The 24,771-nt window shown below is 70.2% G+C and carries 23 protein-coding genes; 14 read left to right on the forward strand and 9 right to left on the reverse strand.

The features are described from left to right. From AC1DYG_RS08290 to AC1DYG_RS08325, 8 genes are all read left to right on the forward strand, one after another. The gene (locus tag AC1DYG_RS08290; RefSeq protein ID WP_477639376.1) at nt 1-1,047 is read left to right on the forward strand and encodes a HEAT repeat domain-containing protein; all 1,047 of its coding nucleotides are present in this window, start codon (nt 1-3) and stop codon (nt 1,045-1,047) included. Between the two features lie 162 nt (nt 1,048-1,209). After that, entirely contained in the window at nt 1,210-2,010 is an 801-nt protein-coding gene (locus AC1DYG_RS08295; RefSeq protein ID WP_477639377.1) for a DUF3109 family protein, read from the forward strand. Continuing rightward, nucleotides 2,007-2,705, forward strand: coding sequence for a class I SAM-dependent methyltransferase (locus AC1DYG_RS08300; protein ID WP_477639378.1), 699 nt, complete (start codon nt 2,007-2,009; stop codon nt 2,703-2,705). The genes AC1DYG_RS08295 and AC1DYG_RS08300 overlap by 4 nt, the downstream gene beginning before the upstream one ends. 115 nt (nt 2,706-2,820) lie before the next feature. After that, the gene (locus AC1DYG_RS08305; protein ID WP_477639379.1) at nt 2,821-3,249 is read left to right on the forward strand and encodes an SRPBCC family protein; all 429 of its coding nucleotides are present in this window, start codon (nt 2,821-2,823) and stop codon (nt 3,247-3,249) included. An 81-nt stretch (nt 3,250-3,330) separates the two neighbouring features. Continuing rightward, nucleotides 3,331-4,716 carry a DNA repair protein RadA gene (radA, locus tag AC1DYG_RS08310; protein ID WP_477639380.1) on the forward strand — a complete coding sequence of 462 codons (1,386 nt, stop codon included), beginning with the start codon at nt 3,331-3,333 and terminating at the stop codon, nt 4,714-4,716. A gap of 44 nt (nt 4,717-4,760) precedes the next feature. Then, a complete protein-coding gene (gene disA / locus AC1DYG_RS08315; protein ID WP_477639381.1) occupies nt 4,761-5,837 on the forward strand; it encodes a DNA integrity scanning diadenylate cyclase DisA in 1,077 nt (358 codons plus the stop codon). Further along, entirely contained in the window at nt 5,834-6,736 is a 903-nt protein-coding gene (locus tag AC1DYG_RS08320) for an HhH-GPD family protein (protein ID WP_477639382.1), read from the forward strand. Before disA ends, AC1DYG_RS08320 begins: the two co-directional genes overlap by 4 nt. Before the next feature lie 7 nt (nt 6,737-6,743). Then, on the forward strand, nt 6,744-8,252 hold the full coding sequence (locus AC1DYG_RS08325; protein WP_477639383.1) for an MFS transporter: 1,509 nt from the start codon (nt 6,744-6,746) through the stop codon (nt 8,250-8,252). A 63-nt stretch (nt 8,253-8,315) separates the two neighbouring features. On the opposite strand, the gene AC1DYG_RS08330 is transcribed toward AC1DYG_RS08325, so the two are convergent. From AC1DYG_RS08330 to AC1DYG_RS08345, 4 genes are all read right to left on the reverse strand, one after another. Next, entirely contained in the window at nt 8,316-8,762 is a 447-nt protein-coding gene (locus AC1DYG_RS08330; RefSeq protein ID WP_477639384.1) for a hypothetical protein, read from the reverse strand. 146 nt (nt 8,763-8,908) lie between these two features. Then, nucleotides 8,909-9,439, reverse strand: coding sequence for an amino-acid N-acetyltransferase (locus tag AC1DYG_RS08335; RefSeq protein WP_477639385.1), 531 nt, complete (start codon nt 9,437-9,439; stop codon nt 8,909-8,911). Further along, nucleotides 9,432-10,601 (reverse strand): LCP family protein, encoded by a 1,170-nt coding sequence (locus AC1DYG_RS08340; RefSeq protein ID WP_477639386.1) that lies wholly within the window; start codon nt 10,599-10,601, stop codon nt 9,432-9,434. Before AC1DYG_RS08340 ends, AC1DYG_RS08335 begins: the two co-directional genes overlap by 8 nt. Nucleotides 10,602-10,714: 113 nt before the next feature. Further along, nucleotides 10,715-12,082 (reverse strand): LVIVD repeat-containing protein, encoded by a 1,368-nt coding sequence (locus tag AC1DYG_RS08345; protein WP_477639387.1) that lies wholly within the window; start codon nt 12,080-12,082, stop codon nt 10,715-10,717. A 147-nt stretch (nt 12,083-12,229) separates the two neighbouring features. On the opposite strand from AC1DYG_RS08345, the gene AC1DYG_RS08350 reads away from it, so the two are divergent. After that, nucleotides 12,230-12,940, forward strand: coding sequence for a DUF305 domain-containing protein (locus AC1DYG_RS08350; RefSeq protein ID WP_477639388.1), 711 nt, complete (start codon nt 12,230-12,232; stop codon nt 12,938-12,940). Nucleotides 12,941-13,030: 90 nt separating this feature from the next. Here the strand turns inward: AC1DYG_RS08350 and AC1DYG_RS08355 are convergent, their stop codons facing one another. The 3 genes from AC1DYG_RS08355 to paaK form a co-directional block, all read right to left on the reverse strand. Then, the gene (locus tag AC1DYG_RS08355) at nt 13,031-15,553 is read right to left on the reverse strand and encodes an ATP-dependent Clp protease ATP-binding subunit (protein WP_477639389.1); all 2,523 of its coding nucleotides are present in this window, start codon (nt 15,551-15,553) and stop codon (nt 13,031-13,033) included. Between the two features lie 351 nt (nt 15,554-15,904). Beyond that, nucleotides 15,905-16,417 carry a hypothetical protein gene (locus AC1DYG_RS08360; RefSeq protein ID WP_477639390.1) on the reverse strand — a complete coding sequence of 171 codons (513 nt, stop codon included), beginning with the start codon at nt 16,415-16,417 and terminating at the stop codon, nt 15,905-15,907. Between the two features lie 107 nt (nt 16,418-16,524). Next, entirely contained in the window at nt 16,525-17,802 is a 1,278-nt protein-coding gene (paaK, locus tag AC1DYG_RS08365) for a phenylacetate--CoA ligase PaaK (protein ID WP_477639391.1), read from the reverse strand. Nucleotides 17,803-17,948: 146 nt separating this feature from the next. On the opposite strand from paaK, the gene AC1DYG_RS08370 reads away from it, so the two are divergent. The 5 genes from AC1DYG_RS08370 to AC1DYG_RS08390 all read left to right on the forward strand — a co-directional run bounded on the left by AC1DYG_RS08370 (nt 17,949) and on the right by AC1DYG_RS08390 (nt 22,921). After that, the gene (locus AC1DYG_RS08370) at nt 17,949-18,797 is read left to right on the forward strand and encodes a S1C family serine protease (protein WP_477639392.1); all 849 of its coding nucleotides are present in this window, start codon (nt 17,949-17,951) and stop codon (nt 18,795-18,797) included. 62 nt (nt 18,798-18,859) lie between these two features. Next, a complete protein-coding gene (locus tag AC1DYG_RS08375; RefSeq protein ID WP_477639393.1) occupies nt 18,860-19,903 on the forward strand; it encodes an AAA family ATPase in 1,044 nt (347 codons plus the stop codon). Nucleotides 19,904-19,914: 11 nt separating this feature from the next. Beyond that, complete coding sequence (locus AC1DYG_RS08380; RefSeq protein WP_477639394.1) at nt 19,915-20,823, forward strand: DUF58 domain-containing protein; 909 nt, start codon at nt 19,915-19,917, stop codon at nt 20,821-20,823. After that, complete coding sequence (locus tag AC1DYG_RS08385) at nt 20,820-21,806, forward strand: vWA domain-containing protein (protein WP_477639395.1); 987 nt, start codon at nt 20,820-20,822, stop codon at nt 21,804-21,806. The genes AC1DYG_RS08380 and AC1DYG_RS08385 overlap by 4 nt, the downstream gene beginning before the upstream one ends. A gap of 2 nt (nt 21,807-21,808) precedes the next feature. Further along, on the forward strand, nt 21,809-22,921 hold the full coding sequence (locus AC1DYG_RS08390; RefSeq protein ID WP_477639396.1) for a VWA domain-containing protein: 1,113 nt from the start codon (nt 21,809-21,811) through the stop codon (nt 22,919-22,921). Between the two features lie 61 nt (nt 22,922-22,982). On the opposite strand, the gene AC1DYG_RS08395 is transcribed toward AC1DYG_RS08390, so the two are convergent. Both AC1DYG_RS08395 and AC1DYG_RS08400 read right to left on the reverse strand, forming a co-directional pair. After that, on the reverse strand, nt 22,983-23,768 hold the full coding sequence (locus AC1DYG_RS08395) for a hypothetical protein (RefSeq protein ID WP_477639397.1): 786 nt from the start codon (nt 23,766-23,768) through the stop codon (nt 22,983-22,985). A gap of 157 nt (nt 23,769-23,925) precedes the next feature. Next, the gene (locus AC1DYG_RS08400; RefSeq protein ID WP_477639398.1) at nt 23,926-24,753 is read right to left on the reverse strand and encodes an Fpg/Nei family DNA glycosylase; all 828 of its coding nucleotides are present in this window, start codon (nt 24,751-24,753) and stop codon (nt 23,926-23,928) included. Nucleotides 24,754-24,771 lie beyond the last annotated feature (18 nt).

The raw sequence follows: 24,771 nt of genomic DNA on the forward strand, positions 1-24,771 counted from the left end.
ATGTCAGTCATCATCGGGTCCCGCAAGGACCGCACCGTGTCGGGGGCCATCGCGGCTCTCGCCGGCAAACCCACCACGCTGACCCCGGGTGCCGCGATCGGCATCCTGTCCGAGGCCGCGGCCGCGGGCCCGGACAAGGTGGCGGGCCGACGGGCCACCAACGCCCTGGCCAAGGTGGTCTCGGACCATGACGAACCGCAGGTGCGGGTCGCCGCGGCCAAGGGCCTGGGACAGGTGCACTCCGCGACCTCGGTCCGTGCCCTGCGCAAAGTCGTCGACCAAGCCCAGGACGGCCAGCTCATCGCGGCGGCTTCCGCAGGCCTGACCAACCTGGGTGCCCGCAGTGACGTCCGGCGACTGAGGTCGGCGAGCGAGCGGGCGGACTGGCCCCACGCCAGCACCCGGGCGAGCGCCTCGGCACGCCTGCTCGCCCACCGGGTGGGAGCGGCCGTCGACCCGACGGACCCCCGCCAGCAGCTGACCGGCGAGACCGCACCCGTGTTGCCGGTGACGGCTCGGCTCAAGACCCGCATCAAGCCGGTCGAGATGCCGGTCGCGCGCAAGGCCGCCACCGCGGACCTGCCCTGGCGGTCGTTGGTGCCCGAGGGCGCCGCGCCCGTGGGTGCGTTCAGCTGTGGGGACCGCACGCACGTCGTGCTCGCCGGCAAGGATCCCGAGTCACTCGCATGGGCGCCGGGCATCGCCGGCACGCTGCTCGGCGTCAACGAGTCGATGGGCACGACCTTCGTTCGCTGGGTCGTGCTGACCAGGCCCGACGGAGACGGGCTGGCCGTCACCGTGGCGCGGCCGACCGGTGAGGTCGGCTTCGTGGGACGGGGCACGATCGTCGACGGCGCGCTATCAGTGACCGTGGACGCGGTCGACGCGCCGGGAGCCACCGCGGCGCACGTCACGGTGTCGCTCGTGAGGGGCAAGCTCGAGGTCGACGGCCGCACCGAGAAGGGCGTCACGACCGCGCGTCGGCAGCCGGCGCCGGTGCCCGTGCAGTTCGACCCCTCCGGTCCGGTGTCCGCACCGATCGGCTGAAGGTCCGCGCCCGGGAGGCGGTCCGGCGCCTCCCGGGTCGCGGTGTGCCGCCTCCCGGGCGGTGGTCCGGCGCCTCCCGGGTCGCGGTGTGCCGCCTCCCGGGCACGACCGGCATACGGGCCACGACCTGAGCGGGGCACCGCGCGACGTAAGGTTGCGAACGTGCCTGAGACCCCGCTCGACACCGCCCGCATCTGGGTGGAGTTCACCGATCCCGCCGACACGGGTCAGCGGTTCCGCTGCGACCTGACCTGGCTGACGTCGAGCTGGACCTGCATCTTCGGCAACGGCTGCCAGGGGATCTACGCCGGCCGGCCGGACGACGGCTGCTGCACCCTGGGCGCCCACTTCACCGACGACGACGACATCCAGCGCGTGAAGAAGGTCGTCAAGGAGCTCGGCGAGGACGAGTGGCAGCTGCACCCCGGCTCGACCAAGCTGTCCGCCTGGACCGAGAAGGAGGACGACGCCCTCAAGACCAAGGTCGTCGACGGCGCCTGCATCTTCCTCAACCGGCCGGGATTCCCCGCCGGTGCCGGGTGTGCTCTGCACCAGCACGCCGTGCTCACGGGCAAGGAGCCGCACACCGTCAAGCCCGATGTCTGCTGGCAGCTGCCGATCCGCCGCACCTACCGCAAGGTCGAGCTGCCCGACGGGTCGAGCTGGCAGGAGGTCACCATCACTGAGTACGACCGCCGCGGCTGGGGCCCCGGAGGCCACGACCTCGACTGGTACTGCTCGAGCAACCCCGAGGCCCACGTCGGCCGTGAGCCGGTGTTCCGCAGCAACCGTGCGGAGCTGGTCGAGCTGATGGGTGAGGACGCCTACGCCGAGCTCGAGATCCGCTGCGAGGCCCACCTCGCGAGCGTGAAAGCTGCCCGCAACGCATACTCCCGCAAGATGCTTCCCCTCCTGGTGCATCCCGCGACGCTGGCTGCGCAAGAGCCCCGCAAGTCCCGATGAGCTCGACGCCTGAGCCGACCCGCAGCCCCAACATCTGGGACTTCCCCGACGTCTACGAGGTCGAGAACCTCGGTGTCGACCGCGCCGGGCTCATCGAGGCTGCCATGGCGTCGCTGCACCCGTTCGCCGGAGCCGACCTCGTCGACGTCGGCTGCGGTACCGGCTTCCACCTGCCTCGCTTCGCCTCGCTCGGGTGCGCGAGCGTGGTCGGCGTGGAGCCGCACCCACCACTGGTTTCCCTTGCCGGGCAACGCATTTCAGGTATGCCGGACGTGCGGGTCCTCGAGGGTGCGGCCCAGTCGCTGCCGCTGGCCGATGCCTCCATGGACATCGCCCACGCGAGGTGGGCCTACTTCTTCGGCGCCGGCTGCGAACCCGGCCTGCGCGAGCTGGAGCGGGTCCTGCGACCCGGCGGCACGGCCTACGTCATCGACAACGACGCCACCCGCTCGACCTTCGGCAGGTGGTTCACGCGCGCCAACCCTTCCTACGATCCCCTTGCGGTGGAACGTTTCTGGGTTCGCCAGGGGTGGTCACTCGAGCGGTTGGTGATCGACTGGGAGTTCGACTCGCGCGAGGACTTCGAGTCGGTGGTGCGGATCGAGTTCCCCGAGACGGCTGCGGAAGGCATCCTCGCGGAGCACGACGGCACCGGCGTCGACTACGCGGTCAGCCTGTGGTGGCGTCAGTTCTGAGCGTGACGGCGAGGTGATGGTGCGGTGACGGGTCGGTGATACAGGGTCTGGACACAGGCGCCGCTGCGGGACAGGGTGGGAGGAACCGGACACCCCGGACGACACAGGAGACACCATGACCGACCACGTCGCCACCGCCAGGACGACCATCGACGCCGACCCCGACAGGGTGTGGCGGGCGATGACCGAACCCGAGCTGGTCGCCGAGTACATGATGGGCAGCGAGGTCGCCAGCGACTGGCAGCCCGGCAGCCCGATCACCTGGACCGGAGAGTGGGAGGGCAAGCCCTACCAGGACAAGGGCGAGGTGCTGCAGGTAGAGCCGGGACGGCTCCTCGAGATCACCCACTACAGCCCGATGACCGGCGACGACGACGTGCCGGAGAACTACCACCGGGTCCGCTACGACCTGTCGCCGGAGGGTGAGGGCACGGCGGTGCAGCTCACCCAGGACGGCTGCGACAGCGCCGAGCAGGCCGAGCAGTTCTCGCAGAACTGGCAGGGCATGCTCGACGGCCTCAAGAAGGTCGCCGAGGGCCACTGACCTGCTGCCGGGACCCGACACCGGCGACGATGCGACTGCCGGTCCGCTGGGCTGTCGGCGCCGCGCCGTAGGTTGTCGTCCATGGCAGCGAAGACGACGACGAGGTCGAGCGGTTTCCGCTGCTCCGAGTGCGGCTGGACCGCGGTCAAGTGGGTCGGCCGGTGCGGGGAGTGCCAGTCCTGGGGCAGCGTCAGCGAGATCGGCGCCGTCACGGTGCGCACGACCGCGGCCACCCGCGTCGAGCGGCCCGCCGTGCCCATCGGGCAGGTCGACGCCCGGCGCGCCGAGGCGGTCAGCACGGGGGTCAGCGAGTTCGACCGGGTCCTGGGTGGCGGGCTCGTGCCCGGGGCCGTGGTGCTGGTGGCGGGCGAGCCCGGCATCGGCAAGTCGACCCTGCTGCTCGACGTGGCCGCCCGCGCGGCCAGGTCCGGCAACGGCCGCACCGTCCTCTACGTCACGGGCGAGGAGTCGGCGGCCCAGGTGCGGATGCGGGCCGAGCGGATCGAGGCGATGGCCTCCTCGCTGTTCCTCGCCGCCGAGACCGACCTCGCCACCGTGCTCGGCCAGATCGACGCGGTGCAGCCCGACCTCGTGATCGTCGACTCGGTGCAGACCATCTCCAGCGGCGACGTCGAGGGATCTGCCGGCAACGTCACCCAGGTCCGTGAGGTCGCGGCCTCGCTGATCCAGGTGGCCAAGTCACGCGGGATCGCCACCCTGCTGGTCGGCCACGTGACCAAGGACGGGTCGATCGCCGGCCCGCGCGTGCTCGAGCACCTCGTCGACGTGGTCGTGCAGTTCGAGGGCGACCGGCACTCCCGCCTGCGGCTCGTGCGGGCGGTCAAGAACCGCTACGGCCCCACCGACGAGGTCGGCTGCTTCGACCTGTCCGACGTGGGCATCGTCGGGCTGGCCGACCCCAGCGGGCTCTTCCTGTCGCGGGGCACCCTCAGCGTTCCCGGCACCTGCGTGACGGTGACCCTCGAGGGCCGCCGTCCGTTGATGACCGAGGTCCAGGCGCTGGTCGCCAAGAGCGAGATCCCCACGCCCCGGCGTGCCACCAGCGGGTTGGACTCGGCCCGGGTGGCGATGATCATCGCCGTGCTGGCCAAGCGGGCGCAGGCCCCGATCGGCAACGCCGACGTCTACCTCTCCACGGTGGGCGGGGTGCGGCTGACCGAGCCCGCCTCCGACCTGGCGATCGCCCTCGCGGTGGCGAGCGCGGTCAAGGACCAGCCACTGCCCGACCACGCCATCGCCTTCGGCGAGCTGGGGCTGGCCGGCGAGATCAGGCCGGTGACCGGCATACCTCGTCGCCTCGCGGAGGCGGGACGGCTGGGCTTCCGCACCGCCTACGTCCCGTCGGGCGTCCTCGGCACGGCTCCGACGCCCGAGGGCATGCAGGTGATCGAGTGCGACGACATTCGGACCGCGGTGCGCGCGGCGCTGCAGCCCGTGCACAGTTAGACTCGCGCCAGACCGACGCCAGCGGCACCAAAGGGGTTTGACCAGTGGATCTTCGCGAGGATGAGGTGCTGCGCGCCACCCTCGCCGCCGTGGCACCCGGCACCGAGCTGCGTGACGGGCTCGAACGCATCCTCAGGGGCCGCACCGGTGCGCTGATCGTCCTCGGCCACGACCGCACCGTGGAGCAGCTGTCCACCGGTGGCTTCCCGCTCGACGTCGAGTTCTCGGCCACCCGGCTGCGCGAGCTGGCCAAGATGGACGGCGGCATCGTGCTCGACCGCGAGGCGTCGCGCATCCTGCGGGCCGCCACCCAACTGGTCCCCGACCCCTCCATCGAGACGAGCGAGTCCGGCACGCGGCACCGCACGGCGGAGCGGGTGGCCAAGCAGACCGGCTATCCCGTCATCTCGGTGAGCCAGTCGATGCGGATCGTCGCCATCTACGTCGACGGCCGCCGGCACGTGCTCGAGGACTCCAGTGCGATCCTGTCCCGCGCCAACCAGGCCCTGCAGACCCTCGAGCGCTACAAGTCGCGCCTCGACGAGGTCACCGGCACCCTCTCGGCCCTCGAGATCGAGGACCTCGTCACCGTCCGCGACGTGGCCAGCGTCCTCCAGCGTCTCGAGATGGTGCGTCGGATCCGCGACGAGATCTCCGGCTACGTCATCGAGCTCGGGGTCGACGGACGCCTGCTGACCCTCCAGCTCGAGGAGCTGACCGGCGGCCTCGGCAACGACCGCGAGCTCGTCATCCGCGACTACCTCCCGGTCGCCAAGACCGACCTGACCCTCGAGGAGGCGATGGCCGCCCTCGAGGAGCTCACCTCCACCGAGCTGCTCGACCTGTCCGCCGGGGCCAAGGCCGTCGGGTTCGCCGTCGGCGGCGACTCGCTCGACTCGGCGGTGAGCCCGTGCGGCTACCGCCTCCTGACCAAGGTGCCCCGTCTCCCCGGCGCCATCGTCGACAGGCTGGTCGAGCACTTCGGCAGCCTCCAGAAGCTGCTCGCCGCCAACCTCGAGGAGCTCATGGACGTCGAGGGCGTCGGTGAGGGTCGCGCCCGCGCCGTCCGCGAGGGCCTGTCGCGACTGGCCGAGTCGAGCATCCTCGAACGCTACGTGTGAGCACCTGCGCCGCTCCTGAACAACTGCACCACGGGGTGCTGGAGTGGTACGCCGCGTCCGCACGCGACCTGCCGTGGCGCCGGCCGGACGCCACTCCCTGGGGCATCTTCGTCTCCGAGATCATGCTCCAGCAGACACCGGTCGTGCGCGTGGAGCCGGTCTGGCGCGAATGGCTGTCGCGCTGGCCCACGCCAGCCCACCTCGCTGCCGACGCGCCCGGTGAGGCGGTCCGGGCCTGGGGCCGGCTCGGCTACCCGCGCCGGGCGCTGCGGTTGCACGCCGCCGCCGTGGCGATGACCGAGCACCATGCCGGAGCCGTCCCCTCGACCGAGGCAGAGCTGCTCGCCCTGCCGGGTGTCGGCAGCTACACCGCCGCCGCCGTCGCCACCTTCGCCTTCGGCGAGCGCACCACCGTCGTCGACACCAACGTGCGTCGCGTGCTGGCCCGCGTGGTGGCAGGCGAGGAGTATGCCGCGCCGTCACCGACCAGGGCCGAGCTGACCGTTGCTGCCGGCCTGGTGCCGGAGGACGCCGTCGAGGCCCGCACGTGGAGCGTGGCGGTGATGGAGCTCGGCGCCCTCGTCTGCAGCGCCCGGTCCCCGCGGTGCTCGGACTGTCCCGTCGCGGACCTGTGCGCGTGGCAGCTCGCCGGCCGACCGGCATACCAGGGTCCGGCCCGCAAGGGGCAGGCCTGGGAGGGCACCGACCGCCAGCTGCGTGGCGCGCTGCTCGCGGTGCTGCGCGCGAGCCACACCCCCGTGCCACGCTCCGCGCTCGAGTCGTTGTCCGACAACGAGATCCAGCGCGAGCGGTGCCTCGACTCACTGGTCGCTGACGGTCTGGTCGAGCCGCTCGCGGGCGGGCGCTACCGGCTGCCCGCGTCGCGCGAGGCGAGCTGAGACCTCCATGTCACCCAGCGACCAGGGTTCCACCGGCGACCGGGCGAGCACCCCTCCGGGCGCGGGGCCGAGCACCGGGCCGAGCGCAGGACCGGGCGCAGGACCGGGCGCCGGGCCGAGCGCCGGGAGGCGAGCCGCCCACGCGCTGCGCATCGGCGCGTCACGCACCGGGCGGGTCGTCGGACGGGGCACGGTGGCCGGGGCCAGGCTGGCCGGTCGGGGCAGTAAGGCCGGTGCCCGCAGAGCGCGGGCCTACACGCACTCGGCCGGTGCGGGTGAGAGCGGCCTCGCGCGCCTGGTCGAGCTGCACTTCGTCAACCTGATGGGCGACGCGGCGCTCACCGTCTCGCTCGCTGGCACGATCTTCGCCATACCGACCGACGAGGCACGCGGTCAGGTGGCCCAGTTCCTCGTCCTCACGATGGCGCCCTTCGCCTTGCTCGCGCCCTTCATCGGGCCGCTGCTCGACCGGTTCCGGCACGGCCGCCGCTGGGCCATCGGCACCACCCTCGCCCTGCGGGCCTTCCTCTGCTGGGTGTTGGCCGGCGCCGCCGCCAACGACTCGCCGTGGCTCTTCCCCGCGGCGCTGGGCTGCCTGGTCGCCTCGAAGGCCTACGGCGTGACACGGGCCTCGGCGGTGCCGCGGCTGCTGCCGCCCGGGTTCAGCCTGGTCAACGCCAACTCCCGCAACGCCCTGGCCGGGGTGGCCGGCATGGCAGTCGGGGGCGGCCTGGCCGGCGCCGCGGCCCGGGTGGGACCCGAGTGGTCGCTGCGGCTGGCCTTCCTCATCTACGTCGTAGGCACGGTCCTCGCCATCCGGCTGCCGTCGCGGGTGGACTCGAGCAGCGGCGAGCAGGACATCGAGGACTCCGGACCGGTCCCGATCGGCCGGCGTGACGGCCGAAAGCTGGGGCTGTTCGAGCGACTGCGAGCACGGGTGGCGGCCCTGCCGGTGCCGGTGCTGACTGCCCTCTGCAGTGCGGTGGGCGCCCGGCTGCTCACTGGTTTCCTCACGCTGTTCATCGCCTTCCTCATGCGCGAGCACCCCCTCCCGGGCCACAGCGGGACCTTCGTGCTGGCCCTGGTCGTGGGAGCCGCCGGCGCGGGCAACGCCCTGGGCACCGTCATCGGCAACGCCCTGCGCCGACTCCGACCCGACCTGATCATCGCGGTGGCCCTGATCGCCGACGTGGCAGTCGCCCTGGGCGCTGCCCTGTTCTACTCCCTGACCGCCCTGCTCGTCCTCGGGCTGGTGGCGGGGCTCGGTGCGCAGCTCATCAAGCTGAGCAGCGACGCCGTCGTGCAGCGTGACATCGAGGAGTCGGTGCGCACCCGCGTATTCGCCTGGTCCGAGACGGTGCTGCAGATCGCGTGGGTCATCGGTGGCGGGATCGGCATCGCGCTGCCGCTGCTCCCCCGGCTCGGGTTCGGGGTGATCTCCGGCCTGCTGCTGCTCGTCCTCGCCGCATCGGTGCGGATCAGGATGAGCCGCCACCACCGCGTCCACCGGGCCTGAGCCCACCCGGCCGACCCCCCTCTGCCTGATTCGATGTCAACGCGCCGGGCATCCTCGGCGCGTTCACATCGAATCGGCGACTGCGGTCCGGCGGAAGAGGTAGGCACCCACCGTTACGCCGGTCACCGCGGTGTTCTCCCCCGAGCCGAAGACGCGCTCGGTGCTGCTCTGACCGGTCACCGCGAAGTAGTAGCTCGCGTGCTCGAGGCGCCACCCGACCGCCTCGACCTGGGCGAGGACCGAGGCGGAGCTCTTCACCGTGTGGGAGGAGCCGGCCTGGCCGAAGGAGACCTGGCCCTGCTGGGTCCTGACCTCGAGCTGGAGCTCGAAGAACTGCTCGCCGGCAGCTCGGGCCGCAGTGGCTGCCCCGACGGGTGAGGCGAGGTAGGCCGCCCGCTGGCGTTCCGCCTCGGCCTCCCGTCGCTGCTCCTCCTGCGCGGCAGCCTGACGGGCCTGCTCGACCTCGCGCTGCTGGCGCTCGGCTTCCCTCTCCTCAGCACTCTTGAACACGGTGTCCCCCCTGGGTCGCTGGTCCGTGCGGACACCCTAGGCCAGCAACGAGGCCGCCCGCCCCCTGATCGATGTCAACGCGCCGGGACTCCCCAGCGCGTTTACATCGACCCGGGGAGGGGCTGGGGGGCGGGAGGGGCTGGGGGTCAGAGGGTGCGAAGCATCCGGGTGTTGCCCAACGTGTTGGGCTTGACCCGCTCGAGGTCCAGGAACTCCGCGACACCCTCGTCGTAGGACCGCACCAGCTCCGCGTAGACATCGGGCTCGACGGCCTGCCCCTCGATGGCTTCGAACCCGTGCCGGGTGAAGAAGTCGACCTCGAAGGTGAGACAGAACAACCGCTGCACCCCGAGCTCGCGCGCGTCGGCCATCAGGGCTTCCAACAACATCGACCCCACGCCGTTGCCCTTGGCTTCGGGGCGGACCGCCAGCGTGCGGATCTCGGCGAGGTCCTCCCACATCACGTGGAGCGCACCACACCCGACGACCACGCCGTCGAGCTCGGCCACGCGGAACTGCTGGAGCGCCTCGTAGTAGGTCACGGCGTCCTTGGACACCAGCACGCGCGAGTCGGCGTGCGGCCGGACGATCTCCCGGATCGTTCGGATGTCGCTCGTGCGGGCCGCCCGGACCGTGACCGATCCGGCCTCCCGGACGGGTGTCGCGGGCTCAGGCACCGAGACGGCCGTTCTTCATGTCGGCGAAGATGCGCTTGGCGGGGCCGCCCAGCAGGACGACCGACTGGCCTTCCCGGGTGCCGATCGCGCCGGGAACCACCGTGTTGGGGACCTTGGCCGCGTTGGACAGGTAGAGGCTGGCCGACAGGTTGAGCACCTCCGACACGCTCAGGTCGGTGCTCAGGTGGGGGCCCATCTTGGACAGCAGCCGGGCCAGTGCGCCCGGGCCGGCCTTCTGGGCCATCACCATGCCGGCCCGGATGATGGCACCCTGGTTCGCGGAGCGGCCGAAGTCACCGTTGGGCAGGTGCTTGCGCTCCCTGGCGAGGGCGAGCGCGTGCGTGGCGTCCAGCTTGTTGGACCCGGCCTTCATGATCGCCAGGCCGTCCACGCTCTTGAGCGCCTTGGCCGCCACGAAGACGATTCCGCCGAGGCTCCTGACCATCCCCCGGAAGCCCTTGAACCCGGTGATGACGTAGCCGTCGATCTGCACCCCCGAGGTACGTTCGACCGTCCTGACCTGTCCGTTGACGCCGCCGAAGACCAGGGCGGCGTTGATCTTGCCGCTGCCGCCTCCGGGCATGGGCACCCACGAGTCACGCGGTATGCCGACGATGCCACCGACACCCTTCGTCGCGTTCACCCCGATGATGTGGAGGGCGTCCGCTCGGCACTTGGTCACTGGCTGCGGATTGCGGGCGTCCGACCCGATGGCGAGGATCCGCATGGTCGGGAACGCCGGCCGCGCGACCTTGAGCGAGGGCCACCAGCCCCCGACGACGGTCCAGCCGGACTTGGCCTTGACGAGCAGGGTGACGTCCTTGCCCTCCACGACCGTGGCGATGGGCGTGCCCTGCCACGTGCCGGTCGTCCCGGTCACCGCGACCGGGGCGGTGCGCTGAGTGCGCTTGGCGAGCGCGGCCGCGATGGTCGAGCCACCGGTTGCCGGCTTGCCGCCGAGATAGAGGGCGGTCATCGTCGCGAGCAGGTCAGCGGGCAGGTTGGCCCCGGTGACCTTCGCAGGAGTCGGTGTCGGCGCAGGGGTCGTCGTGGTGCTGGAGGGGCCGGGGGCAGGCTTGTCCTTCGAGCACGCGGCGAGGGTCAGGGGCGCGGCGAGCAGACCGAGGAGGACCGAACGGCGGGGCATGGGGGAGTAAGACACGCGCTCCAGAGTAAGCGTTGTGCTCCCTGATTCGTGACTCCGCCGTCGCGTCGGTGTCCGACACGCGGACGACAAGCGTCCGAATCGCAGACGCTTGTCGTCCGGGTGGCGCCCTACTTCGTCTTGTAGATCGGTTGGCTCTGGACGTTGAGCTGGTCCATCGCGACGGTGGCTGCCTTCCGCAGGTCCTCGTCGGTGATCTTCAGGACGTCGAAGCCCTTGCCGAGGTCCGAGGAGAAGACGTGGCCGTTGTAGTAGTAGGACGACCAGGTGCCGCCACCTCCGCCTCCGACGCCACCGTTCGGTCCGCGTTCGAAGTAGCCGATCTCGCGCGGGTTGTCGCTGTCGGTGAAGTCCCAGAAGCTGGTGCCACCCATGTACCACGACTGCACCATGACGTCGCGGCCCTCGACCGGAATCAGCGACCCGTTGTGCGCCACGCAGTTCTCGCTGTCGAACTGGTGCCGCGGGATCTTGTAGTAGGACCGGAAGCTGAGCTTGTGGTCCTTGCTGAGGTCGTAGATGCCGTTGGCTCCGCGGTCGGGCCCGATGGCCGCGTTGCAGGTGGCCGCACCGCCGCCGCCGAGCTCGTCCGTGAAGACCACCTTGGTGCCGTCATTGTTGAACGTCGCCGAGTGCCAGAACGCGAAGTTCGTCGTGTCGCGCACGCGGTCGATCACCTTCGGCGCCAGCGGGTCGGAGATGTCCATGATGATGCCGTCACCCATGCAGGCACCCGCGGCGATCTTCCGCTCCGGGTTGACCGTGATGTCGTGGCACCCCGACGTGTTCGTGTAGCCGCCGTCCGGGAACAGGTTCGGCGTGGCCACGACGCTGGCTGCCGTCGGGTTCTTTGTGGGCACCTCGATGATGGAGATGGAGTCGTGCGGCGGTTGGCAGTCCGGATAGGTCGCGTTCGGCGAGTAGCTCGACACGTACAGGACGTCGGTCTTCTTGCCGGGGATCAGCGTGTGCGTGTGCGAACCGCACGCTGTCTCCACGGACTTGATGTAGCGGGGGTTGCTGACATCGGAGATGTCGAAGATCTTGATGCCCTCCCAGGAAGACTTCTCGGTGGCCGGCTGGGCGACCGAGGTGCACGAGTCGTTCGACCGCGAGGAGTCGGTCGACACGTAGAGCAGGTCCCCCGACACACTGATGTCGTTCTGGGACCCGGGGCAGTGGACCTGGGCCACCATGCGTGGCGTGGCGGGCTTGCTGACGTCGTAGACCACGAAGCCGTTGTAGTTGCCGACGAACGCCAGGTTGTCCTGGAAGGCGAGGTCGCTGCCGGTGGCACCGGCCAACGGGCCGCTGCTGGGGATGTTGGTCAGGTGTTCGACGTTCGCGCTGCGACCGATCTCATCAGGCCCGAGCTGGGTGCCGGACTTGCCGACACCGTCCGCAGCGTATGCCGCGGTGGCGGGGATGGTGAGGGCGAGCGCTGCGAGCGTGGCGAGCACCGCGTGGCGGGTTCTCATCTCTGGCTCCTGCCGTGAATCGCCCGCCCCGGCACCCCTTCGATGTCGAGATCATGACGATTTGTCCACCCTGCCGGGCGCCCCGTCGACCTTCAAGGGGTCGCTGTCCTGTTTACGGTAAAAAGTTCCCAGTAAGGTGCCTTTGTGATGACTTTCCACCGACCGTCGCAGGCGCGGGCGTTCACCAGGGCCTTCACCGGCGCCTTTACCGGGGCGCTCATGGTCGGACTCGCCCTGACCGCGTGCTCCGGCCAGACCCCCGCGCCAGCGCCCTCGGCCACCTCCCCCACCGCTCCGGTGCTACAGCCCGGCACACCTGGTCAGCCCAACGCCTCTCTCACCGGATCGGCGGCGCTGCCCTCTCGCACCGGCTCGCCCACGGCGGCCGACGTGGAGTTCATGCAGGACATGATCGTCCACCACGCGCAGGCGATCGTGATGGTCTCCCTGGTGCGCGACCACCTCACCGACCCGCAGGTGAGGTCGCTCGCCTCGCGCATCTCCGACGAGCAGCGACCGGAGATCGACGCCATGGCGAAGTGGCTGAAGGCCAAGGGCCAGAGCGTGCCGCCACAGGCCACCAAACCCGAGTTCGGTTCCGGCAGCCACCAGCACGGCGACATGCCCGGAATGGCGACCGAGGCCCAGCTGCGCGAGCTCAAGGCGGCTCGCGGGACAGCGGCAGACCGGCTGTGGCTCACCCTGATGGCCGCTCACCACCAGAGGGCCCTGGCGATGGTCGTCGACCAGCACGCCGCCGGCACGGACGACGTCGTCACCCAGCTCGGTGACGAGGTTCACGTGACGCAGTCCGTCCAGATCGGCTACATGCGCGAGATGCTCGACCGCCTCGCCTGAGGGTCCGTCGTCCGGACCGTGCACGAAGCCGAGGCATGCCGCGTGGTGACCACGCGGCATACCTCGGCTTGTGTGTCGGGTGTGGTGCTCTCAGCTGGCGTCGGCGGAGTCCGCCACCGTCTGCACGACGGGCAGCTCGATGCTGCCCGGGTGAGGGGTGCCGACGAAGGTGAACGTGCCGTTCTTGGTGTCACCCTCTGCCCCGACGAGCACGAGCTCGCCGGCCTTGAGCTCGCCGTAGAGGATCTTCTCGGACAGGACGTCCTCGATCTCGCGCTGGATGGTGCGACGCAGCGGTCGCGCACCGAGCACGGGGTCGTAACCCTTGAGGGCCAGCACGTTCTTGGCCTCGATGGTGAGCTCGATGCCCATGTCCTTGTCCTTGAGACGCTTGTCCAGCTTGGCGATCTCGAGGTCGACGATGGCCACAATCTCGTCCCGCGTGAGCTGCGGGAAGACGATGATGTCGTCCACGCGGTTGAGGAACTCGGGGCGGAAGTGCTGCTTGAGCTCGTCGGTGACCTTGTTCTTCATCCGGTCGTAGCCACTCTGGGTCTCGGCACCGGCCGAGAAGCCGAGCGAGCCCTTGGTGATGTCGCGGGTGCCGAGGTTGGTCGTCATGATGATGACGGTGTTCTTGAAGTCGACCATCCGACCCTGGGAGTCGGTGAGCCGGCCGTCCTCGAGCACCTGCAACAGGGTGTTGAAGATGTCGGGGTGGGCCTTCTCGACCTCGTCGAACAGCACGACCGAGAACGGCTTGCGGCGGACCTTCTCGGTGAGCTGGCCACCCTCTTCGTAGCCGACGTAGCCGGGAGGCGAACCGAAGAGCCTTGAGACCGTGTGCTTCTCGGAGAACTCCGACATGTCGAGCTGGATGAGGCTGTCCTCGTCGCCGAAGAGGAACTCGGCGAGCGTCTTGGCGAGCTCGGTCTTACCGACACCGGTCGGACCGGCGAAGATGAACGAGCCACCGGGACGACGCGGGTCCTTCAGACCGGCGCGGGTGCGACGGATCGCCTGGGACATCGCCTTGATGGCGTCGTCCATGCCGACGACGCGCTTGTGCAGCTCGTCCTCCATGTGGAGCAGTCGGCTGGACTCCTCCTCGGTGAGCTTGAAGACCGGGATGCCGGTGCTGGCCGCCAGGACCTCGGCGATGAGCTCCTCGTCGACCTCGGCCACGACGTCCATGTCGCCGGACTTCCACTGCGTCTCGCGCTCGGCCTTGGCCTGAAGCAGCTTCTTCTCGTCGTCACGCAGGTGCGCGGCCTTCTCGAAGTCCTGGCCGTCGATGGCCGACTCCTTCTCCAGCCGCACGGCCGCGATCTTCTCGTCGAACTCGCGCAGGTCCGGCGGTGCGGTCATCCGGCGGATGCGCAACCGCGCGCCCGCCTCGTCGATGAGGTCGATCGCCTTGTCGGGGAGGAACCGGTCGTTGATGTAGCGGTCGGCGAGGTTGGCCGCGGACACGAGGGCACCGTCGGTGATGGACACCCGGTGGTGGGCCTCGTAACGGTCGCGCAGGCCCTTGAGGATCTCGATCGCGTGGCTGAGCGTGGGCTCGGCGACCTGGATCGGCTGGAAGCGGCGCTCGAGCGCCGAGTCCTTCTCGATGTGCTTGCGGTACTCGTCGAGCGTGGTCGCCCCGATGGTCTGGAGCTCACCGCGGGCCAGCATCGGCTTGAGGATGCTGGCGGCGTCGATCGCGCCCTCGGCGGCACCCGCACCCACCAGGGTGTGGATCTCGTCGATGAACAGGATGATGTCGCCGCGGGTGCGGATCTCCTTGAGGACCTTCTTCAGCCGCTCCTCGAAGTCGCCGCGGTAGCGGCTGCCGGCCACGAGTGCGCCGAGGTCGAGGGTGTAGAGCTGCTTGTCCTTGAGGGTCTCGGGCACCTCGCCCTTGACGATGTCCTGGGCCAGGCCCTCGACGACGGCGGTCTTGCCGACACCGGGCTCGCCGATGAGGACGGGGTTGTTCTTGGTGCGGCGGGACAGCACCTGCATGACCCGCTCGATCTCCTTCTCACGCCCGATGACCGGGTCGAGCTTGCCCTCGCGGGCAGCCATCGTGAGGTTGCGGCCGAACTGGTCGAGCACGAGCGAACCCGCGGGGGTGCCCTCCTGCTGCACGTTGCCTGCCAGGCCGGCGCCGGAGCCACCTTCCTTGCCCTGGTAGCCGGAGATGAGCTGGATTACCTGCTGGCGCACGCGGTTCAGGTCGGCGCCCAGCTTGACGAGGACCTGGGCGGCGACGCCCTCGCCCTCGCGGATCAGGCCGAGCAGGATGTGCTCGGTGCCGATGTAGTTGTGGCCGAGCTGCAGCGCCTCGCGCAGGCTCAGCTCGAGGACCTTCTTCGCCCGGGGCGTGAAGGGAATGTGGCCGCTCGGGGCCTGCTGCCCCTGGCCGATGATCTCCTGCACCTGCTCGCGGACCGACTCCAGCGAAATGCCGAGGCTCTCCAGAGCCTTGGAGGCGACGCCTTCACCCTCGTGGATGAGACCGAGCAGGATGTGCTCCGTGCCGATGTAGTTGTGGTTGAGCATGCGCGCTTCCTCCTGCGCAAGCACGACCACCCGACGGGCCCGGTCGGTGAACCGTTCAAACATCTTCTGCTCCTGCCTATCGAGATCACCTCGATGCTATCCGTGCTGCGAGGTCCCGGCGTACGCCTTTCGGGTACCGATACTGGATCGGGACGAAACAGTTCCTCTGACACGACTCGTTGGGGGGAACGTGGAGCGTTCGCCCCCTGTTCCCCGCCCTGAGCGAAGTCCGCTCATGTTCGCCGTGGGCGGACGCCAAGGGTCACGTCTGCCGCTCCCCCAGCCCCCCGGCATACCTCCCCTTTATCGGGTTTAGGGACTTTGTTGCGCTTCCTCGGAGAACGGTTCTCGGGTGAAGCGCAACCTTCCTGCTAAACCCGATAAAGCTGGGACGGGTATGCCGCGGGGCCCGGTTCAGGCGGCCGGGCCCTTCTTGCGGACCTCGTCGACGTGGGCCATCGCCTCGCGCAGCTCGCCGAGCCAGCTGTCGGACTTGTCGGCCACGAGCTTGACGCACCAGGCGAGCGCCTCGGAGCGGCTCTTGGCGACTCCGGCCTCGACCAGGGTGTCGAGCACCTGGCGTTCGGGTTGCCGCAGCCGGGTCATGACGGGAGCCGCGAGATGGGTGAACAGCGCCTCGGTCTCGCCCACCCGCACACCCCAGGAGACCTTGCGGCCGCTCAGGTGCTCGAGCTCGCGGGCGATCTCGATGCGTCGCTCGCGGGTGTCCTCGCGGAAGGACTTGATCCGGCCGCGCGCCGCGATGGTGCGGTCGGTGTCGTCGACATCGCCGTCCTGCGTGGGTTCGGCGAGGGTGCCGATGATGATGAGCTCGTCGCGGTCGCGGGTGACCTCGACGGGGCCGGTGAACCAGTCGGTCGGGAGGCGGCCGGCCAGCCACGCCTCGGCGGTTGTCTTCGTTGCCATGTAATGATGATTACACGCTTACGCGCGAGGTGGGATGGCTGTCCGCTGTCGGCGAACGCCCCGCTTCCCGGATCGCCACGACCCCGCGGCCGGCGACCGGCACCCCCTCAGCGCGGGCGTTGGTCGCTGATCCGCTTCGCCTTGCCGAGCGACCGCTCGAGGGCGTGCGGCGCGAGCACGTCGACCCGGATCGTCACGCCGACCCGGTCCTTGACCCGCTTCTGCAGGTTGCGTGCCATTCGCGCGCGGTCCTCCGCGCTCGACGCCTCGGACGCCGCCTCGACCTGCACCGTGAGCTCGTCCATCCGACCGGGCCTGGTCAGCACGCACAGGTAGTGCGGCGTCAGGCCGTCGACGGCGAGCAGGTGCTCCTCGATCTGCGAGGGGAACACGTTGACGCCGCGGACGATCATCATGTCGTCGCTGCGGCCGGTGATCTTGGCCATCCGCCGAAACTGCGGGTAGGCCGTGCCCGGAAGCAACGTGGTCAGGTCCCTGGTCCGGTAGCGAACCACGGGCATCGCCTGCTTGGTCAGCGACGTGAAGACGAGCTCACCCTCCTCGCCGTCGGGCAGCACCTCGCCCGTCACGGGGTCGACGACCTCGGGGTAGAAGTGGTCCTCCCAGATGTGCAGCCCGTCCTGGGTCAGCCCGGACTCCTGCGACACCCCCGGCCCGATGACCTCGGAGAGTCCGTAGATGTCGACGGCCCGGATGTTGCTGCGTCGTTGGACCTCCTCGCGCATCTGTTCCGTCCACGGCTCGGCCCCGAAGATTCCGATCTCGAGCGAGGTCTGCCTGGGATCGATCCCCTGCCTGTCCATCTCGTCGAGGATGGCCAGGAAGTACGACGGCGTCACCATGACGATCCGCGGCTCGAAGTCCTGGATCAGCTGGACCTGGCGCTCGGTCATGCCGCCGCTGACGGGCACCACCGTGCAGCCCAGCCGCTCGGCTCCGTAGTGCGCGCCCAGCCCACCGGTGAACAGCCCATAGCCGTAGACGACGTGCAGCAGGTCGCCCGGGCGTCCGCCGGCGGCCTCGATCGACCGCGCCATCACCTCGGCCCACATGTCGATGTCGTCGCGGGTGTAGCCCACCACGGTCGGCTTTCCGGTCGTGCCGCTCGAGGCGTGGACGCGCACGACCTGCTCGCGCGGCACGGCGAACATCCCGAAGGGGTAGTTGTCGCGCAGGTCCGCCTTGGCCGTGAAGGGAAACCGGGCCAGGTCGGCCAGCTCGTGGAGGTCGTCGGGCCGCACCCCCGCCGCGTCGAAGGCAGCTCGGTAGTGGGGGACGTTCCCGTAGGCGTGGGCCAGGCTCCAGCGCATCCGGTCCAGCTGGAGTGAGCGCAGTTCCGGGGCCGTGGCGACGACGTTGTCCATGCCCGGCAATCTACGACTGCAACACAACCCGAGGTATGCCGCGTGGCCGCGGATCGTGGCGCCGCCGAACCTGAGAGTTGGCCGTGAATCCCCGACTTCCGTATCGCAGCGCGGGGATCGGACGTACGCTGCCAAAGGTGGACCGGGTGGGCTCGCCTCTGGTCGTCGAGCCACCTCGAGAGGTGGTCGGCGAACCCCCGCGTGTCCGCAGACGCGTCCCACCCCGACGGTGGCTGCTCGCCGCGATCGTGGTGGTGGCCCTCCTCTCCCTTGCCGCAGTCGCGGCGACGTGGGGACCCGACACTGCGCCGATCACGGCCAGCGACGTGGACAAGTCCGTCCGGGACGGCATCGCCAAAGCCAAGGAGGACGCCGCCAAGGCACCTCCTGACGCGGCCGCGGCATACCGGGTGGCGTTGCCGTCACTGGTGACGATCACCACCCAGCGCAACGGCAGCAACGGTGTGCAGCGCGGCACCGGCGCGGGTGTGGTCGTCAGCGCCAGCGGCGCCGTCCTCACCGCGCTGCACGTGGTGGACGGGGCGAAGAGCATCGAGGTGACGTTCTCCGACGGGACCGCGTCGAGCGCGAGCGTCGAGGACCAGGACCCGGCGACCGACATCGCCGTCCTCACCCCGGCACAGCTGCCCCAGGTGGTCGTCCCCGCGGTCCTGGGCGGCGGAGCGCAGGTGGGCGACCCCGTGTTTGCGCTCGGGCACCCGTTGGGCCTCAACGGATCCCTGTCCGCCGGAGTGGTCTCGGCGCTGGACCGCACCATCCAGGTCGGCACCGACCGGACGCTGAAGGGCCTCATCCAGTTCGACGCCGCCGTGAACCCCGGCAACTCGGGTGGTCCGCTGCTCAACAAGGCCGGACAGGTGGTCGGCATCGTCACCGGACTGGCCAACCCGTCCGAACAGAACTTCTTCGTGGGCATCGGTTTCGCCGTGCCCATCGCCACCGCCGGGGGGATCGCCGGCAGCCCACCGCAGTAGCCCACCGCAGCAGCCCACCGCAGCAGCCCACCGCAGCAGCGGATCGCACCCGAGGAGAGCGCATGGACCCGCACCACCCCGAGCTCGGCCGACACCACCCGCTCGAGCAGGCGCTCTACGAGGTGAAGAAGACCATCGTCGGCCAGGACGTGCTCCTCGAGCGGATGCTCGTCGCGCTGCTGGCCCGCGGCCACCTGCTCGTCGAGGGCGTTCCGGGGCTGGCCAAGACGATGGCGATCAAGACGCTCGCCCAGGCCATCGGGGGCGAGTTCCAGCGGATCCAGTTCACCCCTGACCTCGTGCCCGCAGACGTCATCGGCACCCGCATCTACAACCAGAGGGACGGCGAGTTCCAGGTCTCGCTGGGCCCGGTCTTCGCCAACCTCGTGCTGGCCGACGAGATCAACCGCGCGCCCGCCAAGGTGCAGAGCGCGCTGCTCGAGGTCATGCAGGAGCGCCAGGTCACGATCGGACGGGAGACGTTCAAGGCGCCGGACCCGTTCCTCGTGATGGCGACGCAGAACCCCATCGAGTCCGAGGGGACCTACGCTCTCCCTGAGGCACAGGTGGACCGGTTCATGCTCAAGGCCCTGGTCGGATACCCAACTGCCTCAGAGGAATTCGTCGTGGTCGAGCGCATGACGACGACCTTCGAGGCGGCCCAGCGAGTGCTCGAGCCGGGTCAGCTGGTGGAGTTCCAGAAGCGCGCCGACGCGGTCTACGTCGACCCCGCCGTGATCGAGTATGCCGTGCGGCTGGTTGGCGCCACCCGCTCACCGGGAGCGGTGGGTCTGCCCGACCTGGCGCGCTATCTGTCGTTCGGCGCCAGCCCGCGTGCGTCGATCAACCTGGTGCTCGCCGGCAAGGCGCTGGCCTTCCTCCGGGGACGCGACTTCGCCCGGCCGCAGGACGTGCGAGACCTGGCACGCGACGTGATGCGCCACCGGCTGGTGCTGTCCTACGAGGCCCTCGCCGAGGGCATTGGGGCCGACGACCTCCTCGGCCCGATCCTGGACGCGGTGACGATGCCGGACGTCCCCCTGCGCGAGCGCCGCCAGCAGAGCCAGCCCACCTCCGAGGCGCCATGGGCCGCCGGACCCCGCTGACCCCAGAGCCTGTGGCTCCCGGGCCAGCCGCCACGGGACCGTTGACCGCCGAGCGCCTGCTCCGGCGGCTCGAGTGGCGCGTGGTGCGCCGTCTCGACGGGCGGCTCCAAGGCGACTACCGGACCCTGTTCCGCGGCACCGGCGTGGACTTCACCGACCTGCGCGAGTACGAGCCGGGTGACGACCTGCGGCACATCGACTGGAACGTCACCGCCCGGATGGACACGCCCTACGTTCGCGAGTACGTCGAGGACCGTGAGGTCACGGCCTGGCTCCTGCTGGACCGGTCGGCATCGATGGGCTTCGGGCCGGTGGATCGCCAGAAGTCGTTGGTACTGGCCGAGATCGCCACGACGATCGCGCACATCCTGGCCCGCGGTGGCAACCGCATCGGTGCGGCGTTGTTCGACGGGAGCATCGAGACGATCCCCCCCGGGCACGGTCGCAACCAGGTGCTCCGGATCAGCCAGGCACTGCTGCGACCGCCGCCCGGCGTCCGGTCGCAGGACACCACCGACCTGTCCCGGCTGCTGCGTGCGGCCCTCGGGCTGGCTCGTCGCCGCTCGCTGCTGGTCATCGTCTCCGACTTCATCACGCAACCTGGCTGGGAGCAGCCGTTGTCGCTGCTGACGCGACGCCACGACGTGGTGGCCATCCAGGTGGTCGACCCGCGGGAGTCCGAGCTTCCGGCCGTCGGGATGGTCTACGTCGAGGATGCCGAGACGGGCGAACAGATCTTCGTCGACACCAACGACCCGGTCTTCCGGGAACGGCTGGCGACGGGGGCCCGGGAGCGGCAGGACGCCCTCGTCGCGACAGCACGTCGGTCAGGCACCGAGATCTACGCCGTGGCCACGGACGACGACCTGGTCAGGGCGCTGGCCCGGATCTCCGAGCTGCGCAGGCGGAGGCGGAGATGAGCTTCGAGTGGCCGATGCTGTTGCTGTCCCTGTTCGCGGTCCCCGCCCTGGTGGTCGCCTACCGGGCCCAGCTGCGCCGCCGCGCCCGGCGTCGCGCGCAGCTGGCGGCGGAGGGACTGGTCGCGGCCACCCAGGAGCGCCCCGACCGATGGCGTCCCGTCGCACCTCTGCTCCTGCTCGCCGCCCTGACGCTGCTGCTGGCCTCGCTGGCGCGTCCTTCGGCAACGGTGGCCGAGCCGCGACGCGAGGGCACCGTCATCCTGGCCTTCGACGTCTCGACGAGCATGGCGGCCAAGGATCTCGCGCCGACGCGGCTCGACGCGGCCAAGGCAGCGGCCCGCACCTTCGTGGCCAAACAGCCGACGTCGATCAAGCTGGGCGTCGTGGCCTTCGGGGACTCGGCGGTCATCTCGCAGCAGCCGACCGACGACCGCAAGGAGGTGCTGGCCGCCATCGACCGGCTGGCCCCTCAGGGCGGTACGGCTCTCGGGCGAGGCATCGTCTCGGCCATCAGCGCGATAGCGGGCAAGCCGATCAGCGTCGACGAGACCGGCCAGGACGGCACGGCTGCGGGGGACGACGTCGGCTACTACGGCTCGGCTGCCGTGGTGCTGCTGTCCGACGGCGAGAACACCACCGATCCCGATCCACTCGTGCTGGCCGAGCTTGCCTCCACCGCCGGCGTGCGGATCTTCCCGATCGGGCTGGGCAGCCCCCAGGGCACCGTCCTCGAGGTCGACGGCTTCCAGATCTCGACCCGCCTCGACGAGGCCACTCTCCAGAAGATCGCCGAGACGACCGACGGCACCTACTACGCCGCGAGCGACAGCGCCGCCCTGAGCAAGGTCTACAGCTCCATCAACCTCACCTGGACCGCGCGGACAGAGCGTCGTGAGATCACGTCCTGGTTTGCCGCCGCCGCAGCCGTGCTGCTGATGCTGGGCTCAGCCGTCTCGGTCGTCCGCTCGGGACGGGTGGTCTAGCGATGTCCTTCGCGCTCCCCGCCGCCCTGTTGGGGCTGCTGACCGTCCCCGTCCTCGTCGCGGCATACCTCTGGCAGCTGCGGCGACGCCGCCGCGTGGCGGTCCAGTTCTCCAACGTCGCGCTGATCCGCGCGGTGCTGCCCCGCCAACGGACGTGGCGCCGGCATGTGCCGCTTGCCCTCGTCCTGCTCAGCCTGGCCCTGCTCGGTCTGGCGGCGGGCCGGCCGCAAGTGCGTGCGCAGGTGCCGATCTCGAGCTCGGCCGTGATCCTCGCCGTCGACGTGTCGGGATCGATGTGCGCGACAGATGTCAGCCCGAATCGCCTTGCGGCAGCTCAGGAAGCGGTGCGTGACTTCATCGACAACCAGGACGACCGCACCCGGATCGGGCTGGTGGTCTTCTCCGGGTTCGCCCAGGTGGCGGTCGCGCCGACGACCAACCACGACGACCTCCTGCATGCCGTCGACGGGCTGACCACCGGACGCGGCACCACCATCGGGGCAGCGATCCTCAAGTCGATCGACGCGATCGCCGAGATCAACCCCGACGTCGCCCCCGTCGACTCGAGCGACACCGCCGGCGACGGCCCCGACTCCCTGACTCCGACGCCCAGCCCCACGGTCCCGCCGGGGTCGCCGGAGGTGGAGCGGGCCAAGATCGTGCCCGAGATCGTCGTCCTGCTGACCGACGGCGCCAACACCCGCGGGGTGTCTCCCCAGGTGGCGGCGATCCAGGCGGCCGCGCGCGGGGTGCGGGTCTACCCGATCGGCTTCGGCACCACCGAGCCGACCCAGATGGTCTGCACGCGCGACCAGCTCGGAGGAGGGCTCTTCGACGGTCCGCCCGGCGGCTTCGGCGGCGGCTTGGGGCCGGGAGGGCGCAACTTCCTCGTCGTCGACGAGGACGCGCTGCAGACGGTTGCCCGGACGACCGGTGGGGAGTACTTCAAGGCCAGCGACGCCGACCAGCTGCAGGGGGTACTGAACGACCTGCCCAAGCATGTCGACCTGCAGGAACGCAACGTCGAGATCAGCGTCGCCTTTGCCGGCCTGGCGGCGCTCCTCCTGTTGCTCGGGCTGGGGCTGGCCGGACGCTGGACCGCCCACCCGCAGTGACGAGAAACGCCTGGGTGAAGGATCCCGTCGATCCTGACCCACGGGATCCTTCACTCCGTCGCTATCGGCACCTCGCAAGCTCGTGACCCAGCCGGCCGTCGACCTCGACCACCACCCCTTGCGCGTCGTACAGGTTGTCGCGATAACGCCGAGGACCGCTGCGCGTCGGCGCCTGCCGGGTGGCAACGGGCAGGCCGTGAGCCCGCTCGACGTCGCGGATGAACAGGACCTCTGCGCCACTCTGCGCGCCGTCCTCCACGTCCCCCAGCACCGGTGCCAACAGTCGAGCATGTCGGTGCCGGGTCCACCGTCGGAGTTCTTCGCGGAGTTCCGTCGTGCTGACCAGCTCCTTGTGGACAGCGTTGGCGACCAGGGCGAGCGCGTCCACCGCGGAACTCTGGCCGACAAGAGTGACGACTGTTGCGGCGACCGTCGTGCGCCACGGGTAGGCCAGGTCATGAACCAGGTCGTCCCACCTCGATGACCGCGTCACCCGTAGACCCTTGGGTGCCGTGACGCTGCGGCGCAGTGGCACCACCAGTTCGAGCGTGGAAGGCGGGCGGGGCTGGAGTCCCCACAGATGGGCCGCGGACCTCCCACTCAGAGCGGCATCAGCAGCCGATCCGCCCGAGTCCACCCGCAGCAATGCCGCGACAGCCGAGCCGTGCCAATCCGTGCGACCGGGTTTGGTCAGGAACACGCCCGCGTGGACGCGGATCCATCGCCGGGAGTCCACCCGCCACTTGAGCCCGGCCTCGGTCATCCCGGCCGCGAGGCACTGCTTTCGTGTCAGGTGGTCAGCCTGGCCGTCCGCCAGTCGTCGGAGCTCTCCCCAGTTGATCGGCACCCGCCCAGCGTCACAGGTCCAGGCGCAGCGGCTTCTCGCCATCCACAGCCGGTGCGGCCGGCCCTCGTGCGCGCGAGCCGGGGGAAGTTCGGTGAAGGATTCCGTGGACCAGAGCCCATGGAATCCTTCACTCAGCGCGGCTCGAGCGGGACGGCCGTCAGCGGCGACGTTGGCAGCGACCGCACCAGAACAGGTTGCGGCCGGCCACCACCCGGGTGCGGATCCGCGAACCGCAGACCCGGCACGGCTCGCCCTGACGGCGGTAGACGTAGGACGTCCGCTCCGCCAGCCGGTCGACCTGGCCCGCCGCGAGCTCGGCCCGGATCTGGTCCACCTGCTCCGCCACGGTCACGATCTTGCCGGTGGCCACCCCCAGGGGCAGCAGGTCGACGAGGTCGAGCCAGATGGCATCCCACGTCGTGCGGCGGATCTCCTTGCCGGGTCGAAACGGGTCGACCCGTTGACGGAACAGCACCTCGCTGCGGTAGACGTTGCCGATCCCTGCCAACACGGACTGGTCCATCAGCAGCTCGCCGATCGCCTTGCTGCTGCGGGAGATCTTGCGCCAGGCGATCTCCGGATCCGGTTCTGGGTGAAGGGGATCCGGGCCGAGGCGGGCCATCACCGCCTCCACCAGGTCGGGCGTGATCACGGCACACAGGTTGGGACCACGGAGGTCGGCGACGTGCTCGTCGGTGGCCAAGCGCAGCCGGACCTGGCCCACCACCGGCAGCTCACCGGCATACGGGCGGTCGTCGATGGTGAAGGTGCCGATGAGGCCGAGGTGGACGTGCAGCCACGCGTCCTCCTCGAACTCGGCAAACAGGTGCTTGCCCCACGAGGTCGCGTGGACGAAGGTGCGCCCGGACAGCAGCGCGGCGCCGGCCGCGAACTTTCCCTGCGGGCTGCTCACCGTCGGCTGTGTCCCCCGGTATGCCGCGTCGAGGTCCCGCGCGAGCGCGAACAGGGTGTGGCCTTCGGGCATGGGCCCATCATGGCCTGC

Source organism: Pedococcus sp. P1_H8 (genome assembly GCF_056405175.1).

What these genes read in the sequence shown, in the direction of transcription:
- radA (WP_477639380.1), top strand. Translation starts at nt 3,331, where the DNA reads ATGGCAGCGAAGACGACGACGAGGTCGAGCGGTTTCCGCTGCTCCGAG.
- paaK (WP_477639391.1), bottom strand. Translation starts at nt 17,802, where the DNA reads ATGGACAACGTCGTCGCCACGGCCCCGGAACTGCGCTCACTCCAGCTG.
- AC1DYG_RS08290 (WP_477639376.1), top strand. Translation starts at nt 1, where the DNA reads ATGTCAGTCATCATCGGGTCCCGCAAGGACCGCACCGTGTCGGGGGCC.
- AC1DYG_RS08350 (WP_477639388.1), top strand. Translation starts at nt 12,230, where the DNA reads ATGACTTTCCACCGACCGTCGCAGGCGCGGGCGTTCACCAGGGCCTTC.
- AC1DYG_RS08400 (WP_477639398.1), bottom strand. Translation starts at nt 24,753, where the DNA reads ATGCCCGAAGGCCACACCCTGTTCGCGCTCGCGCGGGACCTCGACGCG.
- AC1DYG_RS08385 (WP_477639395.1), top strand. Translation starts at nt 20,820, where the DNA reads ATGAGCTTCGAGTGGCCGATGCTGTTGCTGTCCCTGTTCGCGGTCCCC.
- AC1DYG_RS08355 (WP_477639389.1), bottom strand. Translation starts at nt 15,553, where the DNA reads ATGTTTGAACGGTTCACCGACCGGGCCCGTCGGGTGGTCGTGCTTGCG.
- AC1DYG_RS08390 (WP_477639396.1), top strand. Translation starts at nt 21,809, where the DNA reads ATGTCCTTCGCGCTCCCCGCCGCCCTGTTGGGGCTGCTGACCGTCCCC.
- AC1DYG_RS08325 (WP_477639383.1), top strand. Translation starts at nt 6,744, where the DNA reads ATGTCACCCAGCGACCAGGGTTCCACCGGCGACCGGGCGAGCACCCCT.
- AC1DYG_RS08300 (WP_477639378.1), top strand. Translation starts at nt 2,007, where the DNA reads ATGAGCTCGACGCCTGAGCCGACCCGCAGCCCCAACATCTGGGACTTC.
- AC1DYG_RS08305 (WP_477639379.1), top strand. Translation starts at nt 2,821, where the DNA reads ATGACCGACCACGTCGCCACCGCCAGGACGACCATCGACGCCGACCCC.
- AC1DYG_RS08345 (WP_477639387.1), bottom strand. Translation starts at nt 12,082, where the DNA reads ATGAGAACCCGCCACGCGGTGCTCGCCACGCTCGCAGCGCTCGCCCTC.
- AC1DYG_RS08360 (WP_477639390.1), bottom strand. Translation starts at nt 16,417, where the DNA reads ATGGCAACGAAGACAACCGCCGAGGCGTGGCTGGCCGGCCGCCTCCCG.
- AC1DYG_RS08375 (WP_477639393.1), top strand. Translation starts at nt 18,860, where the DNA reads ATGGACCCGCACCACCCCGAGCTCGGCCGACACCACCCGCTCGAGCAG.